Source organism: Bradyrhizobium sp. BR14999 (assembly GCF_056106085.1).
Genome location: NZ_CM148536.1, coordinates 3,349,172 through 3,375,276, shown reverse-complemented (window position 1 = coordinate 3,375,276; position 26,105 = coordinate 3,349,172). Strand labels below are relative to the sequence as shown.

The following is a 26,105-nucleotide window of genomic DNA, read 5'->3' as shown; positions in this document are numbered from 1 at the left end:
AGCGAATGTGCTCGGCGGGCGAGGCGGCCTCTCCCCCTTCTGGGGAAACTTCTTGTGATGCGCCCTTCCGTTAGTTGCAACTGGAGGCGAATAGCCGCGATGTCGCTGAGCGCACGCCGTCGAAGCTCAATTTGCTCTTTCAGAGCCTGGACGTCCGTCAATGCAGCCGAGGGAACGATAAACCGGCTGATCGAACTCTCGAGACGTCTGAGAGGGTAATCGACAATATCCATTTTGCCCTTGTGCCTGCAGTCACTTTTTGCTCACTTGTCGAGCCAATTTAATAAAATAATCCTCGCAATAATTATTAAATAATATACTATTTATTTATTGTCGCGTCAATTGAAGCGCTGACTTTGGTCCATCGTTTCATTCGCCGCGCGGACAACGATACTCGAAAGGTGAGGATGATGGACCAGGGGTCAGGCAAACGGTGACGAGAATGCTGCATCGGCAAGATCTCGAAGCCATGGACTTTGAAGAACTTTGGCTCCTCCACGAGGAGCTAACAAAGATACTTGCCGAAAAGATCACGGCCGAGAAGCGGGAACTCGAAAAGCGCCTTGCACAGCTCAACCAGCCGGAGCAGTTCGCCGCAGCTGAAAGCGGCGCCGCCGAGATGGGAACGGGCCAGCCGCCGCGCCGCAAATACCCGAAGGTCGTGCCTAAATACTTCAATCCACTCCAGCCGACGGAGACTTGGTCGGGACGCGGTAAACAGCCTCGTTGGCTGGTTGCGGCGCTCCAATCAGGGCACACGCTCGAAGAGTTCAGGATTCGCGAGAACGGCGAATTGTCCGATCGGAATGCTGGTGGTCGAGGGCATTCCTAGCTCTATGGAGCTGCAGAGATATCGGTTGCCTGAAGTATTGGGCTCTGCGTTTCCGGACCGCAGCTGATCCTTGAAGCAGGAATCTACCGCAATCCCTCGAAAGCGCTCGTGTGACCGTCGCTGGTTTAGACCTTTCCCACACGAACTGCGATGGCCTCCCTCAGCAGAAACTGTAAGGTGTCCGCTCTTGGCATGGACCACAATCCAGGCCGGCGCACGCTGGTTTGCGTATAGCGGGTCACCGCCTCCCTCCGGTAATTTCTGAGGTCCAGGAACGTCATTGCGAGGAAGGGCACACGTGTGGACGGGAAGCGTGCTTGCATCAACTGTCGCATGAACTGCAGACGAGGAATCAGTCGGGAGCGCATCGAGTGCGGAACTTCGACCCCGAGCAGCGCAGCGAGAGCGAGCAGCTGGGTTTCGACTGCGTTCTTCATCAATTCGCTTGAGACATGAGAAGCAAGCTCCTTCCAGTCCAGGCCCTCGACGGAATTGTTCAGGTCGCGCAACTCAACAAGATGCCGCAGATCGAGGTCGCCAAGCCAATAACCGTAGTCCTCAAACTGATCATGCATGATCAACTGGAGCGCTCGATAGGTGGGCGTCGGAACGTACACGCTTCCCCGCCCCAACAGCACGGGGGCGCAGTGGTTCAGAGTATGTCCGTTGCCAGGGTAGAGGTACGCAGGGCCTGGAGCGGCCTGCTGCAGATCGATGGTTCCGACGTCCTGCGGCCGATTTAGCTCGACATACCATCTTGAGCTTTCGGGGGACGCCTGCTCATAAATTTCATAACCAATTGCGCCCAGAGCAGCGATCGCCCTTTCAGCCTCGCCCGGCATAACCATAATGTCCAGATCAGACATCAGCCGAACTCCTCGCCGCTCATCAGGCGCGGTGGCTAGCGTTGCTGCCCCCTTGAGCAATACCGGCGTAACTCCCTGGCCGTTCATCGCAATGATGGCCTCTTCCAATTGACCGGCCAACCGATCGTTGCGAAGCGAGTTTCGACGATGGATCTGGCGGATATAGGTGCAGACGTCTTCCGGCAACTCCGATGCAAATTGGTCGACGAAGTCGATAAGCGCCGGCGTCGTCAACGTCTGATTTGCGAGCCCGATTACGGACGTCCACTCCACATCAACGGGAGGCATGCCCCGTAAGCAATTGCAAAGGGTCGTCAGCGCCGCACTATGCCGTGCCATTGCACAAGTCCATCAGCAGCCCCCGAGCCTCCGCGGACTCGGAATAGGTAAGTTGGAACGATCGCGCGCCCGCAACAATACGCTTCAAAGCGAAAAAGCCGGCCTGCGACAGTCTCCCGTCCGCGGCAAATGCACCCTCAATGAGCCGCTTCATCGAACCGAGCTGATCCAGCGGGGTCAGCTCGACGGGGCCGCTTGCAATCCGGTTCAGAAAGACGATCCAGCTGGCGGAAAGGCATCCCTTGTGCGCATCCGGAATTGGCAAATACCGCACCTGAGCGCCATCGGGCCGGCAATGCGTCACGTCGTTCCAATCGCCATATAGTCGCGACAGCACCTCCCACGACCCCTCCTTGAGGGTGAGGGCAAATGGGATTCCGCAGATCGTTCCGTCAGTCCCGATCAGCGCAACATCATCACCGGCATACTGAAATCCAGCGTTCGCCAGCCGCAGTGTAAGAGTTGATTTTCCGGCTCCCGGTTGGCCGCACAGCAGCAACCCCGCACCGCCCTTCGCAAGAGAAGCGGCATGGAGCGCGAAAACCCAACGATCGCTTCGGATCAGTCGCTCGGTGATGTGAGCCTTGATTGTAGGTGCCAGGGCACCGGCTTCACACCTGTGGACCCTGGCCTCATTCCCACGGAAGAATACCTGATCGTCGAGCGCCATTGCCTCGATCACGATATCATCTTCGCCGCCGCCGTCGTCCAGAGCGCAAAATAGCGGAATCAACCTTTGCAAGAGGTCCCAATTTGCGGCCCGGAAACTGATCCTGCGCCGCCCCAGATCCGCTGAGAAGGCACAATTGGCGGGCATTCGCCAGTCGATGTCGAGCAACCCTCGATCGATCCAGATGTTCATGGCCTGCCGCGTGAACTGGCGCGCGGCGTGATCATCAATGCCCAGCTGGCCGAGTTCCCGATGGACGTCTTCCAAAGAAGCGCCTTGTGCCAACTTGCACCAAATGAATGCCCCCGCCTGGTCCAGCTCATAGATCGTTTGACTTATCTCGCTGAAAAGCACTGATCGACCGTCCAGCAGCGCGAAGACTGCACCCGCGGCCGGCCTCAACGCCATCTCTACCGATGATCTTTCCAGCACGGCTCCAACCAATATCAACGATATCTGTCTCGCCGTGGTCTCGACGCGGCGGCGACAACTTCTTGAGATGCATTATTCACCGCGATCAAACGAACTGCTGTTGCCCAGAAAATTCAGCCAGACCACGACGCGATACAAGTCCTCATCCGGCGCGGGGCCCGTCCCCGGCTGCGCTTCGTTTCAAAATGACAATGTGACCCCAGTCATGCCGCCAGCTGACTGCCCTCGCCCGCCGCAGGTGGAGGAATATTCAACACTTGTTCTTCGAGAAAGCTCGTCCGCGCGATCAACCGGTGAGCTTCCAGCAAATACCGGTAAACTTCTCGAGCAGCACTCCGCTCTCTTAGAACGCGCTCCTTTTCGCCGATGCTCGCTAATTCCTCGCGCATTTGGGCCAATTGCTGCGCAGCCGAGGCGGAATCGTGCTTATGAATTGATTCCCACATCGTCACCTCCAACCGAAAAATCTGAAGAAATCAGCTTACGCCATTGGCGGCAATTAACAACGCAATTATATCTTTACCATATAATAAAAATTTGTTTCATCTTCGAACCGGACGCGACCATTCAAAGACAAAGAAGCACATTGCATCGAAGCGATAGAGGGGACGGAAGCCGTCGATCAAGGGCCCGGCGCTGTTGAGCCTGACGACTTCAGTTGCCTTCCTCGCCGCACGAACAACGGCACAAAATAAATCTGAACAAGAGTCGCAAACCAGACCGACAGCGCCACTTTTAGTTTGCACATTAAAATCCGACAACAAATATTTGCCTGGTAGACGAGCGTGGGAGCGAAGCCAGTGATCGAGTTAGCCGATTGGCCCATCACGGGCGACATGATCCTTTTCGTCGCGAGACACAATTCCGCATCCGCTCAGCTAGGCCAGTTTTCAATGGCGCCCAAGGAGTTCTCGGGCGCGGCCGCATAATCGATACTCACGCGCTGCCGAGCCAGATTCCGGCAGCATCCAAGGAATCGCTCAAGCAGCGATCCGGCCGGTTGGAGAAGCACCGTCACGAGCACGCCGCCCTTTGCTCGAACAAACGACCCCCAGTGCGCGATGCCCCCCAAGTAACCCGCACTGATGACGACGCTCTCCATCCGGCCGGTCCTCTTCGCTTCAACAACGAATAAATTTCCAAGGGAGGCTCACATGGGTATGGTCATGGTCAAATGCCCGCAAACTGGTCGTGTGATTCCAACTGGTATCAAGTCCGACCGTGAGACTTTCCTGCGGAGCGTTGTGTTTTATGGCAATACTCATTGCCCGGACTGTCGTACCAATCACAACTGGTTCGCTCGCGAGGCCTGGGTCGAGGAGCCGGTCGTCCGGCCCGTGGAAATGTTCGGTGCCGCGCGTTGTGCCGACGCGTAGCGTGTTTCGACTCGGACGCAGAGCCGAACTATGTGGCATCCCGCCAATTCGGGCGGACGGTCTCATCTCGCACCACGCTTACTGAATTCAGCTGGAGCGGCGTTGCCGCCGGCATGCACCGGCTCAACTGGGAGCCGGGCTTCAGGAGATTCTTGACCATCGAGCGCTCAATCTTCACCCGCGTCATGTCGCATGCATTCATCAAGTTCTTATATTGAAGAACGTTTTTGAAGAGACGTTCGAAATATTTCGACGCATTGTCATAAAGCGAACTGATGATCTGACGATCCCTCGGCTAGACGTCACGCTGGCACGTCATCAAAAGGTCCCGTCGCTGATCCAGCAAAGACGTGTTTGGGGGTACTGTAGTGAGTAGTGGGGTTTGCAGCCGCTTGGCCGTTCTGCGACATACGGCCATCGCACTCGCTAGCATGCTTGCTCAATTGGAGAGGCTTCGAGAGAAAGTACGAAGGGCGGAAGCGCGAAGCTCCGGAGAAAGACGGAGATCGGGCTCGGCGTCGCGGATGCGACGGCCCCGGTCTGGGACGAGTTACCGCATGCGGCTCCAATCCTAGCGAGAGCTTCCAAGTGGCTTTGCTCGACCGAGCCACCACGACCGCCGGCGACGCACCGCCGCCGATCATGTGCTCCACCTGCACTTATCCCTTCTGATATCTGCCTATCTCGTTTTTATTGCGGCGTCGATTCAACTGAGTCCGGCCGTTGCACGCTCGAGAGGCAATTCGAAAGCAAAGCGTAAGTTGCTTGCCTCCGAATCGCACCGCCTTGAAAGTTAAAATTGATTATTCGGCATAATAATAATTGCTCCTAAGCAAAACGGAAAATAAGGTGGGGAAAACTAATGGGAGGAGTGGATGGAGACCGTACGCCGCTTGCGCGCGATGGCGTTGCTGTGCCGACAGACTTCTGCACATTATCCTGACCGAAGCTGGAAGCTTCTCGCCGAGGCTGAGTTCTGGGAGCACTTGGCTAATGACACCCTTCGCCAGCATGTCGAACAATGCACGGCCGGCTCCTCGCTCCCGCCAATCGGAGATAATCCGAATACCGCAGGATCGAGCGCGCCCATCACTGCGTAGTGCTCCGCTGATCTCTACGTTGCCGGCATCTTCCCGCTTTGCTGCCTTCGAACTCGGCTGCGCCCGTTCTTGAGCGCTGCAAATACTCCAAGAGTCGCTCGAGCATGAGAGAGCCCGACCTTCCGTTGCGTCCTCGCGGCCGCCCCGTGAAGATAAGGTTGGGTGAGATGCGCGAACCGGCGTGCGTGACCTGCTCGCCTCCTGTCAGGGCTACACCGATGAAAGCCGCAAGGTGAATCTGCGATCGGCCCTCATCGACTGAGCACCTGGCTTTGATCGTCCTATAAAATGTGAACGAAGGTGAGCCAGGCCGCGACTGCGAGACAAACTGCAAGGCCGGTATAAGGCAGAGCTAGCCTCATCGGAATCCCCCTCGAAAAGAGGTCAGTGAGAATTGACGCTCGTTGCGACGCTCGTATCCATGACGAGCCTGAGGTTGTTCCTTTTTGTGGGCCGGCCGTTCTGCTGTCTGCTTCTCACTTCGGCCTCTGCCAGGCTGACAAGCCTGCGTAGCCGCTGGATCTCCAGCATTATATCTTTCAGCTTTTGGCCTTCCGAAGAAACACGCTGGAGACGCGCACTATAAGCATCCATTGGCCCCTCATAATATACAATAACAACATGACTTTACCAATTAATGCCGCCACATTAGCCTCATTTTGTGGTTGTGGAAATAACCTATTTCACACTGCGCGATCAGCAGATCCTTATCAAAAAATGTCCCCGAACGTCCCTCTGGGACGGCCGTGGGACAGACAACGCCCGGTGTTTTGGATTGAAGGCTCGCTGGTGCTCCCATCGCCAACCTCCCGATACCTTCGCAGATAACGGATTGGTGAACGAAATCATTTACCGCCTCCCCCGAAGCAGTCCGGAAACCGTGCGGGTCTAGCTCCCTCTCTGTTGGCGAGGGAGTTTCAAAATGATCACGCTCAAAGCAATTGCAGTTGTGCTTGGCGCCGAGTTGCTCTTGTCGATGTATTCGGGTGACCTCGCCGCCGATGTAGTTCTCGCGATCGTCGCCTGTCTTCCATAAAGCGATGCTCTCCAACGTGAAGCCGCGGGCCTCTGGTTTCTGCCTCGTCGGCGGGCGGCATGTGCCGCCAACAGTTGTTCTGTGCAATCGATCTTTCGTTGTTTTTGTGGGTCAGATCCAAAAAGCAGCTCCTAGGCTATCTCAGGGGGCGCTCGGGGCATGGGGTATCTTCATACTAGTTCTATCGTCCCAACTTACCCGCTTGGCGGACAGTCATTGCGCACGCCCCAATCACGATCGCGATCGTGAGCGCTCTTAGCTGGTGTCGGGATGGGGGAAAACGGCCGATGGGTCAGATCGCCTGCATTTTCCGAATCGCGCCTCTGTGCTCGTTCTTGCTGTTAGTTTCAGACCTTGCGGGTACACGCGCGTGAGCCATTTCCTCTCCATGCTTCTGCTCGCCCTCGCCCTGACCCTGACCTTGTGCTTCGGGGTGGCAGCCTGGCGCCTGTCGGCCGGCAAAGATGTCGATATCGCCACAACGATCCAGCATCAGGAATACGGCTGGAGAACTAAGCCCAACAACTGAAGGTCGTTGCGTTTGCCCTCAGTAGGCCACCGCTGAGCGAACTTGAAACTTGGATTGTTTCCGTGCTCGCACGTCTATGGGCGCTACGGAATTCGCGGCCTGAGACGATCGCCGCAAATATGAAAGCCAGCACGCATGCGGCGGCCAACGACCAAAGGGCAATTGCGATCTGCTTCTGCATGGCCAGCGGCAATCGAGGAGATAGCCTCGCCTCTTTTCCAGTTAGGTTCAAAGTCTGGGCGATAAAGCCCGGTGACGCTCAGTGTTCACCAGCTTCCAAAGAATCTTGTCTTCGCAACTTGTCCAGCGCCTGAGGCACGCTCAATCCAATACTCCTCAGGCGAGTACTCGGAGAAACGGCTCCTGCATCCTGGGGCTTAAGCGGGATGCTGGAGTCGTCTCTTCCGAGGTCCTTGTGCGTCCGTCCGGCACAATTGGCTTATCGTAACCCAAATTAAATGTTTATTCTATATTAATTTTAGTTTTATTGAGCATTTAATTGTTTAATTTTCGCCGCCTCCGTTCGGATTCGGCGATTTTCATGTCGACCATGCTACGGTGCGAAACTTCCGACGAGCGCGGCGCCGTTGTCGAGGCGCCGATCTAAACCGATCTTGCAGCCTTCGGCAGATCAATGCTCTGACTGACGGCCGATCGGGGATTTCGTGTGGAGCAGTCCCAAACGCTTTTCAAGTTCGTCCTTCTTGGCAATGAGCCTCGCCGCAAGAATGGCTTCGACGACGCTGTGGAGGTCCCACAGTTCATCAATGGACATGTCCTTGAACTGCTCCAGATTCATCATGTTCCCGAATCACGTTCCATATAAGCTGGGCCTACTCCGTGCGAGGTGGCAACTAACCGCGAGTTGGCGCGGAGTGGATATCTGTGAATTCCGCCTCTTACGGTGCCAACTCAGGCTTTCGCTGCTGGGAGGGGAATGACGACGGCTGACATGGAAAAGTCGCGCGGCAGATGCGCCAGAAAGTCGACGCCGAGTCGGAGTTGTTCACGCTGGACCACCACCACCATCGGATGGGCGCCGCGATTGAAGGCGTAGATCTGGTCCTTGCTATCGGCCGCGACGGAGGCGACGTCGGTAAGCTGCCGGCCGTCCGGCAGCTTCGCCCAATTGACGCGATGGAGATCCCGCTCACAGACCGAAGGGATAAGTATCCGCGGCGGCTCCCGATACTGGGGCTTCTAGCGGCGTCACAGCGTGCGTCTCTTCGAACCAGACCATGGCATCGAACTGGTCCGGCAGTGCCGCCTCAAAATAGTGACTGAACAGCTCGGTCTCCGGCCGGTAGACCACGCCGATGGCTCGTTCTAGGCGCGGTCCGGTCAGTGCTTCCCGCAGGCCGCGTCGGGTGCCCGGTCGGAGGTCAGTCAGGGAGCGCGCAACGCCGGTGTGCCGAAACAGATACTCGTAGGAATCCTCACGCGCCGGCCGCACTGATTTGATCTCCATCGCCCCGCCCCAGTCGCTGGCAGCGGCAACGGTCCCGCGATCGGTTCCGAAACCGATCAGGGCCGCGTCTTCGCCATGGGCGTTGCGCACGAGCTCTCCAATGTTGAACTCGCCCGCCCAGCCCATCGCGGTGGCCGACGCATTACCGACATGGGAGTTGTGCGCCCACACCACCGCCTTGGCGCCGCACCCACGCCGCTGCATCACATATTGCAGCGTGTCGAACATGTGCCGATCACGCAAATTCCACGACTCCGTCGAGCCACGGTACATGATGCGATAGTAACGCTCCGCCGCGCGTACGATGCGTGCATTCTGCGTCGCATTGAAGAATGCCTCCCCTTCCCCTGCACCATGGGCAAGCCGCTTCTCCAGGAGCTCGCGCAACTGCTCGGCAACGGCATTCTCGCAATCGTCGCGACCGGCGAGAACGGCGGCCCCGTAGGCGGCCGGGTCGGACTGCCAGGGAGTCAAACAGCCGTAGCGTTGCCGCGCCGCGCGGGCGCGTTCAGGATCGACCTTCTCAAGATAATCGATCACGGCGGAGATGGACCGACCGAGACTGTAGACGTCGAGCCCGCGGAACTCGACCCGCTTGTCCGGTGCACTCGCTTGATTATGCACATGCAGATAATTGGCGAATTCGCGCACCTCGACGTTGCGCCACATCCAGGTCGGAAAGCGCTGGAATGGGAGCTCGGCATCGGGCGCGGCGGGTAACTGACGGACGTGACGGTCGATCGCGGCTGCGTCGGGCCAGTCGGCCTCGACCGCCACGATGTTGAAACCGTGCCGCTCGATCAAGTGCCGCGTGATGGTCGCGCGCGCCTGATAAAATTCCGACGTCCCGTGGGTGGATTCGCCTAGCAACACGATCTTGGAGTCGGCGAAGCGCGCAAAGAAGGCGCCGAATTCATCGCGCTCCGGCGGGGGCAAGTGCTCGCCGGCATCGCGCAACCGGGAGATGAGTTCGCGATTGAACTCATGGTGAACGCGCTCGGCTTCGCGCGAGAGGGCCATGGGAATCCCTCCATTGGGTGGCTGGCCACATCGTCGATGTGGATCGCATACCGCAGGCAAAGACGACGGCGAGCCGCTCGGTCCAGCGGAAACTCGGGCCGCGATGGACTGTTCCCAACGGTCCATGGAAACCTTTGCGCCGACCTTTTGTTGGGGATACGACGGTTCGCGTGGTCATGTCGGAAGGGGCTGGCTTTTGCTTGAAGACGCTCAAGCTGCAGCGCAGATCATGACCAAGCACCTCTTGCGACGTTCTGCCGTCCTCGATCGCGACAAGCCGCTGGCCGGGCTGTGGCCCCTCGACATTTGGACGTTCGCCCGCGCCAGCATCCTAGTGGCAAGGTTCGAAGCGCGGCCGGCGAGACAGGTGCAACACACAATGGGAACACGAATGAAAATCGAAATAGCGTTTCGAGCACTGACCTTGCGTTACCATCGAGCATCGGCCAATTGCGGCGCAGCCGTGGCGGCACTAGCGACAATCAGCGCGGCCGTTGCCCAGCCGATCTCCACGCACCAAGGCTCCAATCCCGCAGTCAGCCCCGAGGGCGCGCTTCACTTAATTCGAGATGCCGCAACGCCCAATGGGCCAAATAGCCTTGCCGACGTCGCTGAGAGAGTTCAACCCGCTGTTATCGGCGTCATCTCTCGATCTGCCGGATCCAAGCAACTGATGCCAGGCCCACCGTTCGACGATGTACCCGACGAGGACGCTCCCGAAGACCATCCCGGCAAGGGATCTCCTGGACCGAATGGCCTGGACCCGAGAAATGGCTCGAATGCGCGCCAATCGATCGCGATGGGATCAGGATTTTTCATCTCTCCGGACGGTTACGCCGTGACCAACAGCCACGTCGTGGGGGACAACGACACGGCTGCGATCCTCACGAGCGACAAGAAGACCTACCCAGCAAAGGTGGTAGGACGGGATTCACTCAGCGACCTTGCCTTGATCAAGGTCGACGGACGAACGGACTTTGGCTACGTGAAAATGGCGGAACAATCGCCACGCGTCGGCGACTGGGTACTCACCGTTGGCAATCCATTCGGGCTTGGAGGTACGGTCACGGCGGGGATTGTCTCGGCTCGCGACCGCGAAATCGAAAATGGTCCGAGCGAGGGTTTCATTCAGATCGATGCACCGATCAACAGCGGAGATTCCGGCGGACCAAGCCTTAACACCAACGGCGATGTCATCGGTGTGAACAGCATGATCTTTTCGCTGTCCGGTGGATGGTCCGGGGTTGCCTTCGCGATCCCTGCCGACACCGTCCGATCAGTGATCCCCCAATTGAGGGAAAAAGGCACCGTAACGCGGGGGTCGATGGGTGCCGAAGTCCAATCAGTGACTCCCGAGATTGCCGATAGTCTCGGTGCCGACAACCTTCATGGTGCGATCATCGCCAACGTTCAACAGAATGGTCCCGCGGCGAAGGCCGGTTTGCGAAGCGGCGACGTAGTTACGTCCGTGGACGGAGAGTCGATCAAGAGCGCCACTGAATTGACGAAGAAAGTTCACGCGATGGCGCCCGGCTCTACAATTCAGCTCGCGATGGTTCGCGCCGGGAACCAAAGCTCATTGAACGTGACGCTGGGTCAGCTCCCGCATGAGCCTCAGCAGTCCCAGTCAGGCAAGGCGAAGTAGTCCAACATCGTGTCTTCGGAGGCGAAAGACTCACCTCGTTGGCAGATCATGTGACGAGGAACCGGCTGCGGCAGTCGAGGTTCACAACGAATGCCGCGTCGAGCATCATAGCCACTCAGGTATTCCAAACGGAACGAGCTTGCGCGCATGAAATCGGCGGCCCATCCGAGGGATATACCTAATGAGCATGAGGCGCAAAGAACTAACGTTTTCCTCCAGCAGCGATACATGCGCAGCCTGGCTATACCCGGCCGCCGTTGACGAGGGTGCAAGGCCAATCATCGTGATGGCTCACGGACTGACCGGTACACGCCGAGACCGTCTCGGCGCGTTCGCGGACCGGTTCGCGGCCGCAGGTATTGCGGCGCTCGTCTTTGACTACCGCGGCTTTGGCGACAGCACGGGTGAGCCGGACCTATACGAACCTTCTCGTCAATTGGACGACTGGCGCGCTGCCATCGCATTTGCCCGTTCTCTGCCCGGTGTCGATGCCGAACGCGTGGCGACGCTCGGCTCCTCGTCCGGCGGGGGTCACGCGCTTGCCGCGGCAGCGGCGGATCGCAAGATAGCCGCGGCCATCAGTCAGGTCCCGATGCTCGACAGAGAAACCCAATCCTACATCAGACCTCAGCACGTCCTTGAGGCGATAAAGGCAGCGGCGGCCGAAGGGCGCTATTTGCCTGCCGTTGGTCAGCCCAATGAGGCGGCACTGATTTACGCGCCGGGAGCCGAGGTCGGCTGGCGTCGTGTCGTTGCAATCGGCGACGAATCCCGATGGCGGAACCGCGTCTCGGCGGCGTGGCTGCTGGGTCCACCATATAGGCCGATCCAACACAGCGCCTCGCTTCATTGCCCCTGGCTGGTTTGCGTCGCCGCAGACGATCAGGTTGCCAAGCCGGGGCCTGCAATCGAGGCGGCGCGCGGGGCCCCGAAAGGTGAGCTCCGCATTTATCCGGGCATCGATCATTTCGATATTTACGATGGGCCGCCTCACGAGGCGGTGGTCGCTGACGAGGTCGAATTTCTTCAACGCCACCTTCTGGGCCGGAACCTGAGCGGAAACACCCACGCCGATGCGGAGTTTTCGCGGATCGGTCTACCGGAACGGCAGAAACCTTTGCCTTGACCTGTCGTTGGGCAGAAGACGGCAATCCCTTGTTCAGGAGAACGCCCATGCAAGTCCAGCAGATCATGCAGCGAAACGTAGCAATCGCAGATCCCAACATGACGGTTCGAGACATCGCACGCCGGATGCGCGCCGACAACATTGGTTCATTGCCGGTCGGCGAGCATGATCGCCTGATCGGGATGGTGACGGACCGTGACATCGTCATGCGCGGCGTCGCAACCGATCGTGCGCCCGGGAACATCGCAGTGCGCGAGGTGATGTCGGAGGGAATCAGCTACTGCTTCGAAGATGATGACGCCCAAGCTGCCGCGCAAATCATGGCAAAGCACCAGGTGAGGCGGCTTCCTGTCCTCAATCGCGACAAGCGGCTGGTCGGAGTGGTCGCACTTGCCGATCTCGGCCGCTGCGAAGTTGGCGCCGCACGGGATGCTCTGCAAGGTATCTCGGAGGCGACCGACCAGGAACGTCGCCAGATGCACAGCAACTAGCAAAGCAGGAGGCCGCAATGGCATTCAGCTTGACGAGCCCTGCGTTCCGCGACGGCGAACGCATACCGGCCAGATATACTGCGGATGGCGAGAACTTCTCTCCGCCCCTGCAATGGTCAGATCCACCGCCGGGCACCAAGAGCTTCGCACTCGTCGTCGAAGATCCGGATGCACCGTCGGGTACTTTCCGCCATTGGGGACTCTATAACATCATGGGCGAGCGTACCGTCCTGCCGGAAGGTGTTGGCGGCGGTAGGGCGAAAATGGAGGACATCGGCAAAAACATCGGCAAGGGTATCAACGATTTCGGCGAGCCAAACTACCAGGGACCTGCACCGCCCAGAGGTCACGGGACGCATCACTATCATTTCAAGCTTGCGGCGCTCGATGTCGAAGCGCTCTCGCCGGCACCCAAGCTCGCGGTCGGCGATATCTGGAAGGCAGCCCAGACGCACCTGCTCGGACAGGCCGAGCTCGTTGGCACCTACAGCCGCTGAGCCTTGGCCAGTCTCACGCCAATGCAGGAACCTGAAACATTAAAAATAGCCGCCGTCCGGAACGTCCACGGAAGTCATCAGTTGGTAATTCGGTGAGCGATCGATGGAATGGCGAGACCAGAGCGAAAGCTACGGATAGACCAAACCAAAGATTCGTTCACAAGCCCCGTCAGGTTACTTCGGTAACCGGCGGGGTCTTTTTTTGATCGGCGGCTCCCGGGCGAAATGCAGCGACCGAAGCGACTGTTCCAGTCAGGCCGCAAGAGCGTCGGAGTTGACTTCCCTCTTCGCAAGCGCATCCGCCAGACTGTTCCTCCGGCCGAACTGCCAAGAACATTTGAGCTTGAAGTCGATTAGGACGGAGGAGAATTAGGAACACCGAGACGGAGCAGCGCTTGCAGCATCGGGCGGGGCTTGCGAGGCGATATCGCCATGAACTATCTCGAAAACGTTCCCTTCGACAATGTCCAGGACCATCTCGGTGACCGTGGCTACTTCGTGGCTCCGCTCGACGACCTCATCACATGGGCGCGATCGGGTTCTCTGATGTGGATGACATTTGGGCTTGCGTGCTGTGCGATCGAGCAGATGCAGGTATCGATGCCGCGGTACGACATTGAACGATTTGGTGCCGCTCCGCGCGCATCGCCAAGGCAGTCTGACGTCATGATCGTCTCGGGCACGCTCTGCAACAAAATGGCGCCAGCCCTGCGCAAGGTCTATGACCAGATGCCGGAGCCGCGCTACGTCATCTCGATGGGATCGTGCGCCAACGGGGGCGGCTACTATCACTATTCGTACTCGGTCGTGCGCGGCTGCGACCGTATCGTGCCCGTTGACATCTATGTGCCCGGCTGCCCTCCGACGGCTGAAGCCCTGCTCTACGGACTCGTGCTCCTTCAGAAGAAGATTCGGCGAACCGGAACGATCGAGCGGTGACTCGACGAGGACCGAACCGGATGAGTCCGGCATGTCACTTCAGCAGGCGCGTCCGCACATTCAGAAAATATTCCTTGCAGCCCCCATCTAGCCCCGCCGGAAGGATAGCTCGCGAGATGCGTTCGAAGCACAGCACAACCAAATGTGAATCGCTGAATGGCTGTTCCCTTGCGAACCATCCTGGAGTGGTGGTGTTGGCGGAGAAGATCCTGATAGGCGGAGCCAATCATGAAGCATGCCACACGGATTTATCGCTTCGACCATTCGAAGCGCGGGGATGCCGAACAGCTCGCTCGCATGCACGAAATGGCTAGGCAAGCCGCCGAGGTGCTGCGTCGACCCATCCCGGACACATTTCTGGGCCGCTGAACGTTCGAACCATTCCCGAATGAAGAGAAACGCGCTTGACGCGTGGGCACACTCTGGCGTCGTGCATCGCCTCAGGAGCTCGCTGACCCATTTTGGAGCCACCGACCTGCCCGAATTGCAGGATCGAGATCAGGTGGTACGTGTCAAGATTGGTTTGACGGGCAGCGGGTCGCAAGGATCGTCCATTGCGCCACGGGCGGCTTGACGACGGGTTGGCATGGCCCGTCAGAACCTTGCGAAGAACCGCAGGCTTCACATCTTCGACTCTGGCTGAGCCTTTTTGGAACGTATCCGCGGACGCTCCATTGCCTTCGCAAACCAGCGATGGAGTGATCCCATGAGCGCCACAGGTCTCGATGTATTCGACAGAACGATCCACCTGACGAACGTCTGGCTGGATGAGATCATGACGACACTGCCGCGCGACAGGCAATTGGCGTGGCACGCCTTGGGGGCGGTACTACGGACCGTGCGCGATCGCGTTCCGCTCAACCTCGCCGTTCACCTTGGCGCGCAACTACCGCTCTTGGTGCGCGGCAGTTATTTCGAACAGTGGCGTCCGAGCGACACGCCACAGACCTGGAGGTCGGCGGATGAATTTATTGCGCTCGTATCGGCACAGATGAAGTCGGTGAAACCGGTCGATACCGTCGAAGCGGCGCGTGCAGTGTTCCGCGTGCTAAGTCACCATGTCGATCCCAATCAGATAGAGAAGGTGCGACACTCGCTGCCCGAGGAGATCCGATCATTGTGGCCGACGCAAAGGTCGTCAGCAGCCTGAACGAGGAAACTCCGCCACCTCCCCTGCGCTCCACTCGATTGCGGAGAGCAGCATGCGCGTCGCATCGAAGGAATTGAGTGCGTAGTTGCCGATCGGCCCATAGTGTTGCTGATAGCGATCGGCGACGCTTTGCGAACCGTGAATTCGTCCGATCTCGGACGTCGCGGACAGCACCAGGAGCGTCACTTGCTTCCTGGTGTGGGTCACTTCGTCCCTCGCGAAGCACCGAAGGCGTCCGTGGATGCGATCAAGAACATCGTCTACGGAAGCAGCACCGCCTAGGAGACACCCTCGATAACGGAACACGAGCCCTTTCGGAGAAGCATCAGTTGGGGCGCCCCTGCCGTTCCGCCACTATAAACACCGGTACAGAGGCGAGCTGCATCACGATCGAGAACGTGATCAATCCGGCTCGGGAGTTTTCGTACAGCAGGCCGGTCGCGATACTGCCGACGAGCCACCCAACGCCGTAGCCCGCATAGTACAGCCCGAACGCGAAGTTTCGCTTTCCTTCGGGAAGCACCTCGGCAACGAGCGCCTTGAGCAGCGTGTCCTGAATCGCATAGCCGGCGCCCCAGAGCAGCATGCCGAACAGCACCAGCCAGAAGCCACCCAAGAACACGAAGGGCGAGAACGCGGCCGCGATGCACACCGCGACGATCACGATGGGAAGCCCGATGCGATCGTAGATCTTTCCGAAGGCCAGGTTCGCAAGAACGCCGAATGCCGTCGAGATCGCAAGCATCACGGGGATCCACTGCTCGGAGGCAATCTTCGCCTTGGCTAGATGGTAGGAGATCAGTTCGAAGCTCATCAACCCGGACGCAAACAGCGCGCCGGCCAGCATGTGCAGCCAATAGGCTTTGGAGAAGTCTCTAGCCGGTGCCGTGCGGCCCTGTTCCAGATGCGACGGTGTCGGGAAGTTCACCCGGGCGACCACCAGCGTGATGAGCGCCGCCGCCGCCGAGATCGTCAGAAAGGCGTACCCCGTCCTGAAATCGCCCTTCAGCAGAAGCACCAGCGCAACGATAAGCGGCCCTAAGGTCGCGCCGATCTCGTCGAGCGCGGTGTTCAGCGCGTAGACCCAGCCTTTGCCGAGCTCACCCGTCGTGTAGGAGAGCATGGCTTCGATCGTCGGCTTCCGCAGCGCCCGCCCTATCCGCTCGGCGAGAACCAGAGCGGCGGCCAACTGCCAGCTCCCGGCGAGCGCCATTGCCGGCACCGCGAGGAGGTTGATCACGTAGCCGACGAAGGTGATCAGCCAATAGCGGCCAGTGCGGTCCGCTGCGTAGCCGGCGGGCAGACGCAAGGCATAACCGAGAAACTCACCCAGCCCGGCCGTGACGCTGACGACGGCTGCACTCGCACCCAGCGTCGCCATGAAGGGCCCGTTAATGCTGGCGCCGCCTTCGTAGGTGATGTCCCCAAACAGGTTGACAACACCCGTCGTCATCACGAAGAGAAACGCGGGCGAGCCGCCACCAGCCTTTCGGGACTGCGCCATCCGCTACTCTCCGCCCGATCTCGGCGCCTAGCGGGCCAAAGCGAAGAAGAATGCCGCCAGCACCAGGGCACCGATGAGCCCGGCCAAGAAGATCGCTCTTCTCGCCGGCGTGCGAAGAATGATCTCTCCGCCCCTTGCCTTCTCTGCCGGATAGGGTTCCTTGGGCGGAGGGGGCGGCTCTGCTGGGCCTTCACGAACCATACCAAAACAACGCCCAGGCGGGACTTTGTTCCAGAACGGCATCCTCAATCTACGATCGCCGACGGGTCAGGATGAACTCTTGGATCAGAACGTTTATTCCGGGGGGAAGAGCGTCCCACCTCGCGGCCGGCGCGTGGGTGCATCATGCCGGAATACGGCAGGCTGCTTGGTCAGACTTGCCGAGCGCCTTCAGGATAAAACGAATCTGGCCGCGCATGTCTGCCTCCGTGTCTCCGCGTTGTTGAACACAATGCTCGATCAGAATCGGATGGAAGAATGGCATGAACGCCAACCTGACCGCTCGTGCCGCTTCCGCGGCGTCTTCGACCTGGAATTCACCGGATTCGATGCCCTCGCGTATGATCGCCTCCACGATCGCTACCATCCGCTCAATATGCGCTTTGGCGATCGCCCAGTTCTCCCGCGTGGCAGTAGCAATCAGGTCATGCATGTACCTTTCCTTGACCAGCGTCATCTTGGTATGGCTGTGAATGGCGGTCAGGAGTTGGTCGAGTTTCTCCGTGGCGGGCCCGTTCGTGCGGGCGATCGCAAAGGCAATTTCGGCGATCTCGTTCACAAGCCGGCCGCAGATGGACTCGTTGATCGCATTCCTGGAAGGAAAGAAACGGTAGACATTCGCCGGGCTCATGCCGAGTTTGGCGGCGATGTCGGCCACTGACGTCCTGTGGTAACCGACGCTGCGAAAGCGCTCCTCGGCCACCTCCAGAATGCGCGCGCGCGCCTCGTCTGAATCATTCCCCGTTCGGATCGGACGATTCATGGATCTGACGGAGCCCTACTCGGCCGCCAATGCTGGTCGCAATTCCGGCTTCTCCCGCGAAACCTCGTGGATGTCATCTGCGGTCGGCTTGATCCGAAACCAGGCGGCATAAAGCGCAGGAAGGAACAGCAGAATCAGGACCGTTCCGACCGCCGTGCCGCCGATCAGCGTATAGGCCATCGATCCCCAGAAGACTGAGTGCGTTAGAGGGATGAAGGCCAGCACCGCAGCAAGCGCGGTCAGGATCACCGGCCTCGTACGTTGCACCGTGGCCTCGATGACGGCGTGATAGTCATCAAGGCCGGCAGCGCGGTTCTCCTTGATTTGTTCGGTCAGGATCAGAGTATTGCGCATCAGGATGCCGGCCAGTCCTATCAGGCCCAGAATCGCGTTGAATCCGAACGGCTGATTGAAGGTGAGCAACATCGGCACGACGCCGACCAAGCCCAGCGGGGCCGTCAGCATGACCATCGCCATCGTCGAGAACGATCGCACCTGGAGCATGACGACGATCAACATGGCGGCTATCATGGCGGGAAAGATCGTCGCCAGCGCGTCATTGGCCTTAGTTGCCTCCTCGATCGATCCGCCCAACTCGATACGATAACCGGCCGGAAGGGATGCGATCAGCGGTTGAAGGGCCGTCTTGATCTCCTTGGAGACCTCCGGGGGTTGGGTCGCCTCATTGATGTCCGAGCGGATCGTGACGACTGGTGTGCGATCACGGCGCTTGAGAATCGGCTCTTCAAGTCGGACTTCCGAGTGGCCGACCTGGTCGAGCGGGATCGAGCGGCCGTCCCGGCTCATCAACGAGAAATCCGCCAGACGCGCCGGATCCAGCCGCTCGCCGCCGGCGCTGCGCGCCACGATGGGGACATTGCGGATATCCTCGCGGACCTGCGTAACCGTGATGCCCGTGAGCAGGAACTGGAGCTGCCGGCCCACCTCAGCTGGCGAAAGACCGATGAGATTCAGTCGATCCTGATCCGGGATGAAGCGGAGCACGGGCGTGCGATTGCCCCAGTCGCGATTGGCCTGCCGTACGTCGGGAACGCCACGCATGACACCGAGGGCCTTTTGAGAAATATCGTACAATTGCGCCGGATCAGGCCCCATCACCCGAAACTCCACCGGGAAAGGCGTATATGGTCCGAAAACGAGCTGGGTGACGCGCACATTGGCCTCAGCTGCAAGGCCCTGTGAAACCGCTTCTCGGAGCCGGTGCTTCAAAGCCTCACGGGCCTCTGCGTCCGGTGTCAGTACGACGATCTTGGCAAAGGCTGGATCGGGCAGCTCCGGCGCCATCGCGAAGAAGAAGCGCGGCGCTCCCTGACCGACATAGCTCGTGACGATCTTGGCCTCCGACTGGTGGTCAAGCCAGTGTTCGAGCTTCTCGACCGTGGCCGTCGTCGTCTCGATGCTGGTACCTTCCGGCAGACGGACCTCCACCAGCACTTCCGGGCGGTCGGAGGTCGGGAAGAACTGCTGTTTGACGGCGCCCATGCCGGCCCCGGCAAGCGCGAAAGCGACCGCGACGATGGCGCTGGTCACGAACTTATGGCGTACCGCGAGGGTGATGAGCGCTCGCAGGCGCCGATAGTTCGGTGTGTCGTAGATCGCTTGGTGACCGCCTGCGACGGGCTTAATCGCGGGCAGCATCCTGACGCCAAGATAGGGCGTGAAGACCACCGCGACGATCCAGGAGACGATGAGGGCAAAGCCCACCACCCAGAAGATGTTGCCGGCGTATTCGCCAGCCGTCGAGCGGGCGAAGCCCACCGGCAGAAACCCGGCGACCGTTACGAGTGTTCCGGACAGCATCGGCGCCGCCGTGTGACTCCACGCATAAGCCGCCGCCGATAGGCGATCCATGCCCTCTTCCATTTTCACCACCATCACCTCGATGGCGATGATGGCATCGTCGACGAGAAGGCCGAGCGCCAGGATGAGAGCGCCGAGCGTGATCCGGTCGAAGAACCGACCGGTCTCCAACATGATGAGAAACACGACGGCAAGCGTCAAAGGGACGGCAGCCGCGACAACGATGCCAACGCGCCAGCCAAGGCTGAGCAGGCTCACCAGCAGCACCACGCCGAGCGCCATCGCGAACTTCATCATGAATTCGTCAACGGCCGAGGTGATGTTGACGGCCTGGTCGCTGACCTTGGCCAGCGTCATCCCGAGTGGGAGCGTGCGAGAGATAGCTGCGGACCTCGCTTCCAGCGCCTTGCCGAGCGCGAGGCCATCCCAACCCTCTTGCATGACCGCAGCGAGCATCACAGCGGGCTCGCCTTGGTGTCGGATCAGGTAGGTGGGAGGATCCTCGTAACCGCGGCGGACTTCCGCGATGTCGGAGAGTTTCAGCGTCCGCCCCGCAGCGACGATCGGGGTGTCGGCGATCGCCTGAACGCTATCATAAGCGCCATCGACCCGGATGAAGACCTGCGGACCCTTGGTGTCGATCGAGCCTGCCGGTGTGACCGTGTTCTGCCGCTGCAAGGCGGCAACAATATCTTGTGCCGATACGCCGAGGGTCGTCAGTTTGGCATAGGAAAACTCGATGAATATCTGTTCGGGACGCTCACCGAGGATATTGATCTTCTTCACGCCGGGCACGTGCAGGAGATCCTGACGAATGGTCTCGGCTTGCCTTGCGAGCTCGCGCATCGGCATGCCCTTGGCCTCGAGGGCATAAAGGGCGAAGCTCACGTCCGAATATTCGTCGTTGACGAAGGGGCCGAGCACGCCAGAGGGCAGCTTGCGGGCTTCATCGCCTAGCTTCTTGCGGGCCTGATAAAACTCCTCCTGCACGCTCGATGGCGGCGTGCTGTCCTTCAACGTCACCGTCATGTACGCATAACCGGGCCGCGTGGTCGTCTCCACCCGGTCGTACCAGGTGAGCTCCTGAATCCGCTTCTCCAGGGGTTCGGCGACCTGATCCTGCATCTCGCGTGCCGTCGCGCCCGGCCATACCGTGGTCACCGTCAGCGTCTTGATGGTGAAGGACGGGTCCTCGGCCCGCCCGAGCATGACGAAGGCGTAGGCGCCCGCGGCCGCCAGCAGGAGGATGAAGAAGAGGGTTACGGCCCGCTCGCGGACGGCCAGCGCGGAAAGATTGAAGCTCATCAGTTGCTCCTGCTTTCAGAGGCAGTCCTGACGCGCGCGCCCTCGTGCAGGAGGTGAGCACCGAGGGAAACAATTTGGTCACCGGAATTCGATCCAGAAATAACGGCTGTTTCGCTGGTCACTCGCAGGAGCTTGATGGACTGAAAGCGTACGGTCGAGCTGGCGCTGTCGAACACCCAGACGCCTGTCATTCTGCCGTTATCGAGCACGGCTCCCAGCGGGACCTGGACCTCCGGCTTAGCCTCCTGGCTCGCAAGCCGAATAGTGACCGTCGCCCCAAGCGGTGCGGCCGCAGCTTCACCGTCGAGCACATAGCGGGCCTCGTAGGTGCGGGTTTGGGCGTCGGCGGAATCGGACAACTGCCGGAGATGCGCCGCATAGCGTCGCCCATCGTTCCCATACAGGCTTGCCTCGGCGAGCGAGCCGATCGCCGGCCGGATCGTTTCGGGAAGCGTCACCACGGCTTCGCGAGGACCGGCCTGTGCAAGCCGAACCACGGTCTGGCCGGCGGAGACCACTTGTCCGGGCTCGCCAAGCGTTTGGGTGACCGTTCCGTCCGCATCCGCCACCAGGACGGAGTAAGTTGCTTGGTTCTCGGCGACCCCTGCTTCGGCTTCCGCCGATGCGAGCTGCGCTTTGGCTGTATCCGACGCGGCCTTCGCCTGCTCGTATCGCTGCCGGGACGTCCACCCGTCGTTGACGAGGTTGGCGTATCGCCGCTCATCCGCATCCGTCTGAACGACCGTCGCGCGCGCTGCGGCGACTGCGTTGCGCTTCGCCGTAAGCGCAAGGCGCAGGTCCGTTTCGTCAATCCGCATCAGCGGCTGCCCGGACTTGACCTGCTCACCGACATTCACGAGCCGTTCGACAATCTTACCGGCGACGCGAAAGCCGAGGTTGCTTTCCACCTTCGCGCCGATGGTACCAGTGAACCCGCGCTCGGATCCGCCCACCCGCGCGGCCGTGATCAGCCTGACCATCGGCGGCTCCTGCCTCGGGTCGCCCACGGCAGAGGCTTCTTTAGCTGGAATGGCGAGAGCAACGAATGTGGCCACCCCCGCCGGGATCAAAATACCGGCCAAGACCGCAAAACCCCGCATCTTCATGTCCGTCTCCCAGATTTAGATTTCGTTCGAACTCTATATTCCATTTAGATGTCGTTTGCAATCTAAAACGGAGGAGCAACGAAAGTGTGATTTCAGGCCTCAAGCGAGATTGGAGGGCGGTCTCCCCCCAAAAGAGCGCACTTGGGGCCCTTGATAGATTGCGCTCGGCTTCTATCTGACATATTAGAGTTCGAATGTAATCTAAAAATGGAGGATGCTGATGCGAGTAAGTCGCGTTCAGGCTGCGGAGAACCGCCAAACCGTGATCAATGTGGCAAGCCGCCTCTTCAGGGAGCGCGGCTTTGATGGCATCGGGCTCAAGGATCTGATGGAGGCGGCCGGGCTAACCCAGGGCGCCTTCTACAAGCAATTCGCGTCAAAAGAGGATTTGGCGATAGAAGCGTCCAGGCGCGCGTTGGAAAGTGCGTCCCATCGATGGTCGGACGCGGCCGAGCAGAATCCGGACGATCCGCTTGGCGCGGTGATTGCGTTCTACCTCAGCGGCGACCATCGCGAAGAAAGGATGGACGGCTGCCCGATCGTGGCGCTCGGCTCAGATGCTGCCCGACAGGGCCCCGACGTGAAGGCGGCCTTCGAAGCGGGAATCAAGGCGCATCTCGACGTGCTCGGCCGCTTCATTGCCGAGACCGGCGGCGAGGCGTCCCGCGGCAAGGCCATGGCCATTCTCTCAACCATGGTCGGCGCGGTGATGCTATCGCGCGTCGTCAACGACCCTGATCTGGCTCAGGCGCTTTTGGATGCAGCGGTCGAACAGGTTCGCGACGCCGCTGCCGTTTGAAAGATCACCCCTTAAAGCACAGAGAGATCGAATGCTTAGCCCGAGTGACATCAAGCCAAGTCTGCTCAAGATATCCGACACGCTGAGCGTACGTTTTCAAAAGACCGGCAACGGGCCTCCGCTGCTCCTCATACATACGATCCGGACGCAGCTCGAATATTTCCGCAGTCTTGCCCCCCTTCTCGCCGGATCGCACACGGTGTACGCCATTGACCTTCCAGGCCATGGACACTCACCAATAGATTCAACTGCGAGCTTTGACGAACCCTACTTCAGGCGGGCTGTCATTGGCTTCATCGGCGAGCTCGATCTCTCGAACGTCACGATCGTGGGCGAGTCGATCGGCGGGGCACTGGCCCTCACGGTGGCGGCGTCGCTTCCACAGCGCGTGAAGCGGGTCTATGCGATCAACCCTTACGACTACGAGACCCGCTACGGGGACGGGATTCGACGCGGCAACTGGCTCGCGAATTTCATCATCGGAAGTTTGCAGATCCCGGTGCTCGGCGCGGTGAATGCGTCGCTCGAAAACAAGATGATCCTCGGCAAGATCATGGGCGGGGGATATCACGATCCCCGCAGGCTGCCGGCCGATCTGCTCGCCGAGTTCGACGAAGTCGCCCACCGTCCGGGATACAAGCGGATCGCACGCAAGGTGCTGGCTGGTTGGCGATCCTGGAGCAAGGCCCGCGACTACTATCGGCAGATCTCGGCTCCGGTGACGCTCATTTATGGCGACAGCGACTGGTCTCGGCCGAATGAGCGCGAACGCACGCGGTCGCTGATCCCTGCTGCGCAGATGGTGGCGCTCAAGAATACCGGCCACTTCTCAGCTGTTGAGAATCCGTCGGAACTGGCTCGCGTAATATTGGGGCAGATTGATCGCGATGATGTGCGTGGTTAACAAGCACAATTTCGCTACTTATCGGCTGGCGGAGCGGGTGCGGACCTGGCGCCGCATCGAAATGCGGTGAGTGCGGCCCTCGAACAGCGTCACGCCGGCGTTCGCAAGCTTTGGCACGAAATACTCGGAAGCATCGGCATCCACGCACCCCGAATCGAATGATTGGAAGCCTTGATGCAGATCAAGGGAGAGCAATCGTCGAGCTCCAACATCCGCGCATTGCCGCCCTTCTACCCATCGTCGGCCGACCGGGAGTTTCAATCATGAAGGCCGTTTCCGTCGAAGAAGCCGTTGCGATGATCCCGGCGGGCGCCAGCGTCATGATTGGCGGATTCATGGGAGTCGGGACTCCGGAGCGGCTGCTCGACGAAGTCGTTCGCCAGAAGAAGGCAGGCCTGACTTTGATCTCGAACGACGCGGCGACGCCCGGCAAGGGCGTCGGCAAGCTGTTCGATCAGGCGTTGGTATCAAAGCTGACGGCAACGCATATCGGCCTCAATCCGAAGGCGCAGCAGCAAATGCTGGCCAACCAGATCGCCGTCGATCTCGTTCCGCAAGGCACGTTCGTCGAACGCATCCGGGCCGGCGGATGCGGCCTCGGCGGCGTGCTGACGCCCACGGGCGTCGGAACGCTGGTTGCCGAAGGCAAGCGTCAGATCGAAGTCGACGGCAAGCCATTCCTGCTGGAAACGGCGCTGCGGGCGCAATTCGCATTGGTGCACGCCTTCCTCGCCGATTATCTCGGCAACCTCGCCTACGCGCTCACTTCGCGCAATTTCAACCCGGTCATGGCGATGGCGGCGGACACCGTCATCGTGACGGCCGAGCACATTGTGCCCGTTGGCGTGATTGCGCCCGATCACGTCGTCACCCCCGCACCGCTCGTCGACTATCTCATCACCAACGGGTGACATCATGGATCCCCAGATCATCATCGCCCGGCGCGTCGCCAAGGAGTTGAGGAGCGGCAATCTCGTCAATCTCGGTATCGGCATTCCGACGCTGGTCGCGAACTACGTGCCGTCCGATCTGAAAGTCTTCTTCCAGTCGGAGAATGGATTGATCGGCACCGGGCCGATTCCAGAGCAGGGCATGGCCCATCCAACACTGACCGATGCCGGCGGGCGCCCGATCAGTGCGCTGCCGGGCGCCTCCACCTTCGATAGCGCAATGTCGTTCGGATTGATCCGCGGCGGCCACGTCGATGTCACCGTGCTCGGTGGCCTTCAGGTCGATGCACAAGGCCATCTGGCCAATTGGATGATCCCTGGCAAGATGGTGCCAGGCATGGGTGGCGCAATGGACCTCGTCAGCGGCGCCAAACGCGTGATCGTCGCCATGCAGCACGCGGCGAAGGGCAAGTCCAAGATCGTGGCAAAATGCTCCTTGCCGCTGACCTCGGCGCGTCCTGTGAGTTTGGTCGTGACCGACATGGCCGTGATTGGTTTCCCCGATGGCAAGGCCACGTTGCTCGAAACCGCGCCCGGCATGAGCGTCGGCGAGGTCTTGGCGCTAACGGAGGCCGAGCTCGCCATCCCCGACAGTGTTCCGGAAATGAGACTCTGAGCAGGTTAACTCATGCGGATATTCAGCGACTTCGACGAGATCAAATCTGCCGTCGGCTCCGAGATCGGTGCCAGCGACTGGATCGAGATCACGCAGGACCGCATCAACCAATTCGCCGAGGCGACCTGCGACGAGCAATGGATCCATGTCGACCAGGAGCGCGCGAAGCAAGAGATGCCCGGCGGCAAGACCATCGCCCACGGCCTGCTGTCACTGGCACTGGCCCCACTCTTCATCCGTTCGGTCATCGGCCTGACGGGCCTGCGCAACACGCTCAACTACGGCGCCGACCGGATCAGGTATCTTGCGCCGGTGCCGGCGGCCTCGAAACTGCGCGGCCGCGTCACGATTGCCGAAGCCGAGGACGTGCCGCCGGACGGGCTGCGCGTCAACTATCACCTCGTGATCGAGATCGAGGGCGGCAAGAAGCCTGCTTGCGTCGCCGAGTTGATCGCGCTGCACTATCGCTGAATAAAAAAGTCGAAAAACAACCCATGCACAGTAGCCATGAGGTTGACGGCATTACGATTTCTTATTTTACGAAAGAAGTTGACCCGTCGGGCAACACAGTGGCAATATGCCATCGTCAGCCCATGGCTCAG

General features: G+C 59.8%; 24 protein-coding genes and 1 pseudogene. 15 read left to right on the top strand and 10 right to left on the bottom strand.

Translation table 11 applies throughout. The features are described 5' to 3' along the window. Positions 1 to 442 precede the first annotated feature (442 nt). Positions 443 to 832 carry an H-NS histone family protein gene (locus ACR9YP_RS15555; RefSeq protein WP_474220349.1) on the top strand — a complete coding sequence of 130 codons (390 nt, stop codon included), beginning with the start codon at positions 443 to 445 and terminating at the stop codon, positions 830 to 832. A gap of 125 nt (positions 833 to 957) precedes the next feature. Here the strand turns inward: ACR9YP_RS15555 and ACR9YP_RS15550 are convergent, their stop codons facing one another. From ACR9YP_RS15550 to ACR9YP_RS15540, 3 genes are all read right to left on the bottom strand, one after another. After that, positions 958 to 1,986, bottom strand: coding sequence for a nucleotidyltransferase family protein (locus ACR9YP_RS15550; RefSeq protein WP_438110622.1), 1,029 nt, complete (start codon positions 1,984 to 1,986; stop codon positions 958 to 960). A gap of 37 nt (positions 1,987 to 2,023) precedes the next feature. Then, the gene (locus ACR9YP_RS15545; protein ID WP_438106234.1) at positions 2,024 to 3,139 is read right to left on the bottom strand and encodes a serine/threonine protein kinase; all 1,116 of its coding nucleotides are present in this window, start codon (positions 3,137 to 3,139) and stop codon (positions 2,024 to 2,026) included. Positions 3,140 to 3,342: 203 nt separating this feature from the next. After that, positions 3,343 to 3,585 carry a hypothetical protein gene (locus ACR9YP_RS15540; protein WP_091878366.1) on the bottom strand — a complete coding sequence of 81 codons (243 nt, stop codon included), beginning with the start codon at positions 3,583 to 3,585 and terminating at the stop codon, positions 3,343 to 3,345. Positions 3,586 to 4,293: 708 nt separating this feature from the next. On the opposite strand from ACR9YP_RS15540, the gene ACR9YP_RS15535 reads away from it, so the two are divergent. Then, on the top strand, positions 4,294 to 4,515 hold the full coding sequence (locus ACR9YP_RS15535; protein ID WP_370987610.1) for a hypothetical protein: 222 nt from the start codon (positions 4,294 to 4,296) through the stop codon (positions 4,513 to 4,515). Positions 4,516 to 7,021: 2,506 nt separating this feature from the next. Continuing rightward, on the top strand, positions 7,022 to 7,180 hold the full coding sequence (locus ACR9YP_RS15530; RefSeq protein WP_474220347.1) for a hypothetical protein: 159 nt from the start codon (positions 7,022 to 7,024) through the stop codon (positions 7,178 to 7,180). A 631-nt stretch (positions 7,181 to 7,811) separates the two neighbouring features. Here the strand turns inward: ACR9YP_RS15530 and ACR9YP_RS15525 are convergent. Then, positions 7,812 to 7,982 (bottom strand): hypothetical protein, encoded by a 171-nt coding sequence (locus tag ACR9YP_RS15525; RefSeq protein ID WP_164934580.1) that lies wholly within the window; start codon positions 7,980 to 7,982, stop codon positions 7,812 to 7,814. Positions 7,983 to 8,330: 348 nt separating this feature from the next. Next, a complete protein-coding gene (locus ACR9YP_RS15520; RefSeq protein WP_474220345.1) occupies positions 8,331 to 9,668 on the bottom strand; it encodes an erythromycin esterase family protein in 1,338 nt (445 codons plus the stop codon). 124 nt (positions 9,669 to 9,792) lie between these two features. Between ACR9YP_RS15520 and ACR9YP_RS15515 the strand changes: the two genes are divergently transcribed. From ACR9YP_RS15515 to ACR9YP_RS15485, 7 genes and pseudogenes are all read left to right on the top strand, one after another. Continuing rightward, complete coding sequence (locus tag ACR9YP_RS15515) at positions 9,793 to 11,313, top strand: S1C family serine protease (RefSeq protein WP_176945275.1); 1,521 nt, start codon at positions 9,793 to 9,795, stop codon at positions 11,311 to 11,313. A gap of 181 nt (positions 11,314 to 11,494) precedes the next feature. Continuing rightward, on the top strand, positions 11,495 to 12,439 hold the full coding sequence (locus ACR9YP_RS15510; RefSeq protein ID WP_474220344.1) for an alpha/beta hydrolase: 945 nt from the start codon (positions 11,495 to 11,497) through the stop codon (positions 12,437 to 12,439). 47 nt (positions 12,440 to 12,486) lie between these two features. Then, the gene (locus tag ACR9YP_RS15505; protein ID WP_091878381.1) at positions 12,487 to 12,930 is read left to right on the top strand and encodes a CBS domain-containing protein; all 444 of its coding nucleotides are present in this window, start codon (positions 12,487 to 12,489) and stop codon (positions 12,928 to 12,930) included. Positions 12,931 to 12,947: 17 nt separating this feature from the next. Further along, on the top strand, positions 12,948 to 13,427 hold the full coding sequence (locus ACR9YP_RS15500) for a YbhB/YbcL family Raf kinase inhibitor-like protein (RefSeq protein ID WP_091878383.1): 480 nt from the start codon (positions 12,948 to 12,950) through the stop codon (positions 13,425 to 13,427). A gap of 477 nt (positions 13,428 to 13,904) precedes the next feature. Then, a pseudogene (locus ACR9YP_RS15495) lies at positions 13,905 to 14,366 on the top strand (NuoB/complex I 20 kDa subunit family protein); the annotation flags it as partial. A gap of 228 nt (positions 14,367 to 14,594) precedes the next feature. After that, the gene (locus tag ACR9YP_RS15490) at positions 14,595 to 14,735 is read left to right on the top strand and encodes a hypothetical protein (protein WP_474220343.1); all 141 of its coding nucleotides are present in this window, start codon (positions 14,595 to 14,597) and stop codon (positions 14,733 to 14,735) included. Between the two features lie 337 nt (positions 14,736 to 15,072). Next, positions 15,073 to 15,516 carry a DUF2267 domain-containing protein gene (locus ACR9YP_RS15485; protein WP_091878386.1) on the top strand — a complete coding sequence of 148 codons (444 nt, stop codon included), beginning with the start codon at positions 15,073 to 15,075 and terminating at the stop codon, positions 15,514 to 15,516. Here ACR9YP_RS15485 and ACR9YP_RS15480 read toward each other — a convergent pair. From ACR9YP_RS15480 to ACR9YP_RS15460, 5 genes are all read right to left on the bottom strand, one after another. Next, complete coding sequence (locus tag ACR9YP_RS15480; RefSeq protein WP_474220342.1) at positions 15,505 to 15,723, bottom strand: hypothetical protein; 219 nt, start codon at positions 15,721 to 15,723, stop codon at positions 15,505 to 15,507. The genes ACR9YP_RS15485 and ACR9YP_RS15480 overlap by 12 nt on opposite strands. 118 nt (positions 15,724 to 15,841) lie before the next feature. Beyond that, positions 15,842 to 17,020 (bottom strand): MFS transporter, encoded by a 1,179-nt coding sequence (locus tag ACR9YP_RS15475; RefSeq protein WP_091878388.1) that lies wholly within the window; start codon positions 17,018 to 17,020, stop codon positions 15,842 to 15,844. Positions 17,021 to 17,363: 343 nt separating this feature from the next. Further along, the gene (locus ACR9YP_RS15470) at positions 17,364 to 18,002 is read right to left on the bottom strand and encodes a TetR/AcrR family transcriptional regulator (RefSeq protein ID WP_474220340.1); all 639 of its coding nucleotides are present in this window, start codon (positions 18,000 to 18,002) and stop codon (positions 17,364 to 17,366) included. A 15-nt stretch (positions 18,003 to 18,017) separates the two neighbouring features. Beyond that, complete coding sequence (locus ACR9YP_RS15465; protein WP_091878392.1) at positions 18,018 to 21,128, bottom strand: efflux RND transporter permease subunit; 3,111 nt, start codon at positions 21,126 to 21,128, stop codon at positions 18,018 to 18,020. Continuing rightward, entirely contained in the window at positions 21,128 to 22,234 is a 1,107-nt protein-coding gene (locus ACR9YP_RS15460) for an efflux RND transporter periplasmic adaptor subunit (protein ID WP_091878394.1), read from the bottom strand. Before ACR9YP_RS15460 ends, ACR9YP_RS15465 begins: the two co-directional genes overlap by 1 nt. A gap of 220 nt (positions 22,235 to 22,454) precedes the next feature. Here ACR9YP_RS15460 and ACR9YP_RS15455 point away from each other — a divergent pair, with 220 nt between their 5' ends. The 5 genes from ACR9YP_RS15455 to ACR9YP_RS15435 all read left to right on the top strand — a co-directional run bounded on the left by ACR9YP_RS15455 (position 22,455) and on the right by ACR9YP_RS15435 (position 25,974). Continuing rightward, positions 22,455 to 23,033, top strand: a complete 579-nt coding sequence (locus ACR9YP_RS15455) for a TetR/AcrR family transcriptional regulator (protein ID WP_091880209.1) — start codon at positions 22,455 to 22,457, stop codon at positions 23,031 to 23,033. Next, positions 22,993 to 23,937, top strand: a complete 945-nt coding sequence (locus ACR9YP_RS15450) for an alpha/beta fold hydrolase (RefSeq protein WP_474220338.1) — start codon at positions 22,993 to 22,995, stop codon at positions 23,935 to 23,937. The genes ACR9YP_RS15455 and ACR9YP_RS15450 overlap by 41 nt, the downstream gene beginning before the upstream one ends. A 263-nt stretch (positions 23,938 to 24,200) precedes the next feature. Beyond that, positions 24,201 to 24,848, top strand: coding sequence for a CoA transferase subunit A (locus tag ACR9YP_RS15445; protein ID WP_091878398.1), 648 nt, complete (start codon positions 24,201 to 24,203; stop codon positions 24,846 to 24,848). 4 nt (positions 24,849 to 24,852) lie between these two features. Further along, on the top strand, positions 24,853 to 25,503 hold the full coding sequence (locus ACR9YP_RS15440; RefSeq protein WP_091878400.1) for a 3-oxoacid CoA-transferase subunit B: 651 nt from the start codon (positions 24,853 to 24,855) through the stop codon (positions 25,501 to 25,503). A gap of 12 nt (positions 25,504 to 25,515) precedes the next feature. Next, positions 25,516 to 25,974, top strand: a complete 459-nt coding sequence (locus ACR9YP_RS15435; RefSeq protein ID WP_091878402.1) for a MaoC family dehydratase — start codon at positions 25,516 to 25,518, stop codon at positions 25,972 to 25,974. Positions 25,975 to 26,105 lie beyond the last annotated feature (131 nt).

Excerpts from the sequence above, each read along its gene's own strand:
- ACR9YP_RS15515 (WP_176945275.1), top strand. The coding sequence starts at position 9,793 with ATGGAAACCTTTGCGCCGACCTTTTGTTGGGGATACGACGGTTCGCGT.
- ACR9YP_RS15540 (WP_091878366.1), bottom strand. The coding sequence starts at position 3,585 with ATGTGGGAATCAATTCATAAGCACGATTCCGCCTCGGCTGCGCAGCAA.
- ACR9YP_RS15535 (WP_370987610.1), top strand. The coding sequence starts at position 4,294 with ATGGGTATGGTCATGGTCAAATGCCCGCAAACTGGTCGTGTGATTCCA.
- ACR9YP_RS15440 (WP_091878400.1), top strand. The coding sequence starts at position 24,853 with ATGGATCCCCAGATCATCATCGCCCGGCGCGTCGCCAAGGAGTTGAGG.
- ACR9YP_RS15520 (WP_474220345.1), bottom strand. The coding sequence starts at position 9,668 with ATGGCCCTCTCGCGCGAAGCCGAGCGCGTTCACCATGAGTTCAATCGC.
- ACR9YP_RS15485 (WP_091878386.1), top strand. The coding sequence starts at position 15,073 with ATGAGCGCCACAGGTCTCGATGTATTCGACAGAACGATCCACCTGACG.
- ACR9YP_RS15510 (WP_474220344.1), top strand. The coding sequence starts at position 11,495 with ATGAGCATGAGGCGCAAAGAACTAACGTTTTCCTCCAGCAGCGATACA.
- ACR9YP_RS15475 (WP_091878388.1), bottom strand. The coding sequence starts at position 17,020 with ATGGCGCAGTCCCGAAAGGCTGGTGGCGGCTCGCCCGCGTTTCTCTTC.
- ACR9YP_RS15470 (WP_474220340.1), bottom strand. The coding sequence starts at position 18,002 with ATGAATCGTCCGATCCGAACGGGGAATGATTCAGACGAGGCGCGCGCG.
- ACR9YP_RS15455 (WP_091880209.1), top strand. The coding sequence starts at position 22,455 with ATGCGAGTAAGTCGCGTTCAGGCTGCGGAGAACCGCCAAACCGTGATC.
- ACR9YP_RS15500 (WP_091878383.1), top strand. The coding sequence starts at position 12,948 with ATGGCATTCAGCTTGACGAGCCCTGCGTTCCGCGACGGCGAACGCATA.
- ACR9YP_RS15550 (WP_438110622.1), bottom strand. The coding sequence starts at position 1,986 with ATGCCTCCCGTTGATGTGGAGTGGACGTCCGTAATCGGGCTCGCAAAT.
- ACR9YP_RS15490 (WP_474220343.1), top strand. The coding sequence starts at position 14,595 with ATGAAGCATGCCACACGGATTTATCGCTTCGACCATTCGAAGCGCGGG.
- ACR9YP_RS15525 (WP_164934580.1), bottom strand. The coding sequence starts at position 7,982 with ATGATGAATCTGGAGCAGTTCAAGGACATGTCCATTGATGAACTGTGG.
- ACR9YP_RS15460 (WP_091878394.1), bottom strand. The coding sequence starts at position 22,234 with ATGAAGATGCGGGGTTTTGCGGTCTTGGCCGGTATTTTGATCCCGGCG.
- ACR9YP_RS15450 (WP_474220338.1), top strand. The coding sequence starts at position 22,993 with ATGCAGCGGTCGAACAGGTTCGCGACGCCGCTGCCGTTTGAAAGATCA.
- ACR9YP_RS15505 (WP_091878381.1), top strand. The coding sequence starts at position 12,487 with ATGCAAGTCCAGCAGATCATGCAGCGAAACGTAGCAATCGCAGATCCC.
- ACR9YP_RS15555 (WP_474220349.1), top strand. The coding sequence starts at position 443 with ATGCTGCATCGGCAAGATCTCGAAGCCATGGACTTTGAAGAACTTTGG.
- ACR9YP_RS15465 (WP_091878392.1), bottom strand. The coding sequence starts at position 21,128 with ATGAGCTTCAATCTTTCCGCGCTGGCCGTCCGCGAGCGGGCCGTAACC.
- ACR9YP_RS15435 (WP_091878402.1), top strand. The coding sequence starts at position 25,516 with ATGCGGATATTCAGCGACTTCGACGAGATCAAATCTGCCGTCGGCTCC.
- ACR9YP_RS15445 (WP_091878398.1), top strand. The coding sequence starts at position 24,201 with ATGAAGGCCGTTTCCGTCGAAGAAGCCGTTGCGATGATCCCGGCGGGC.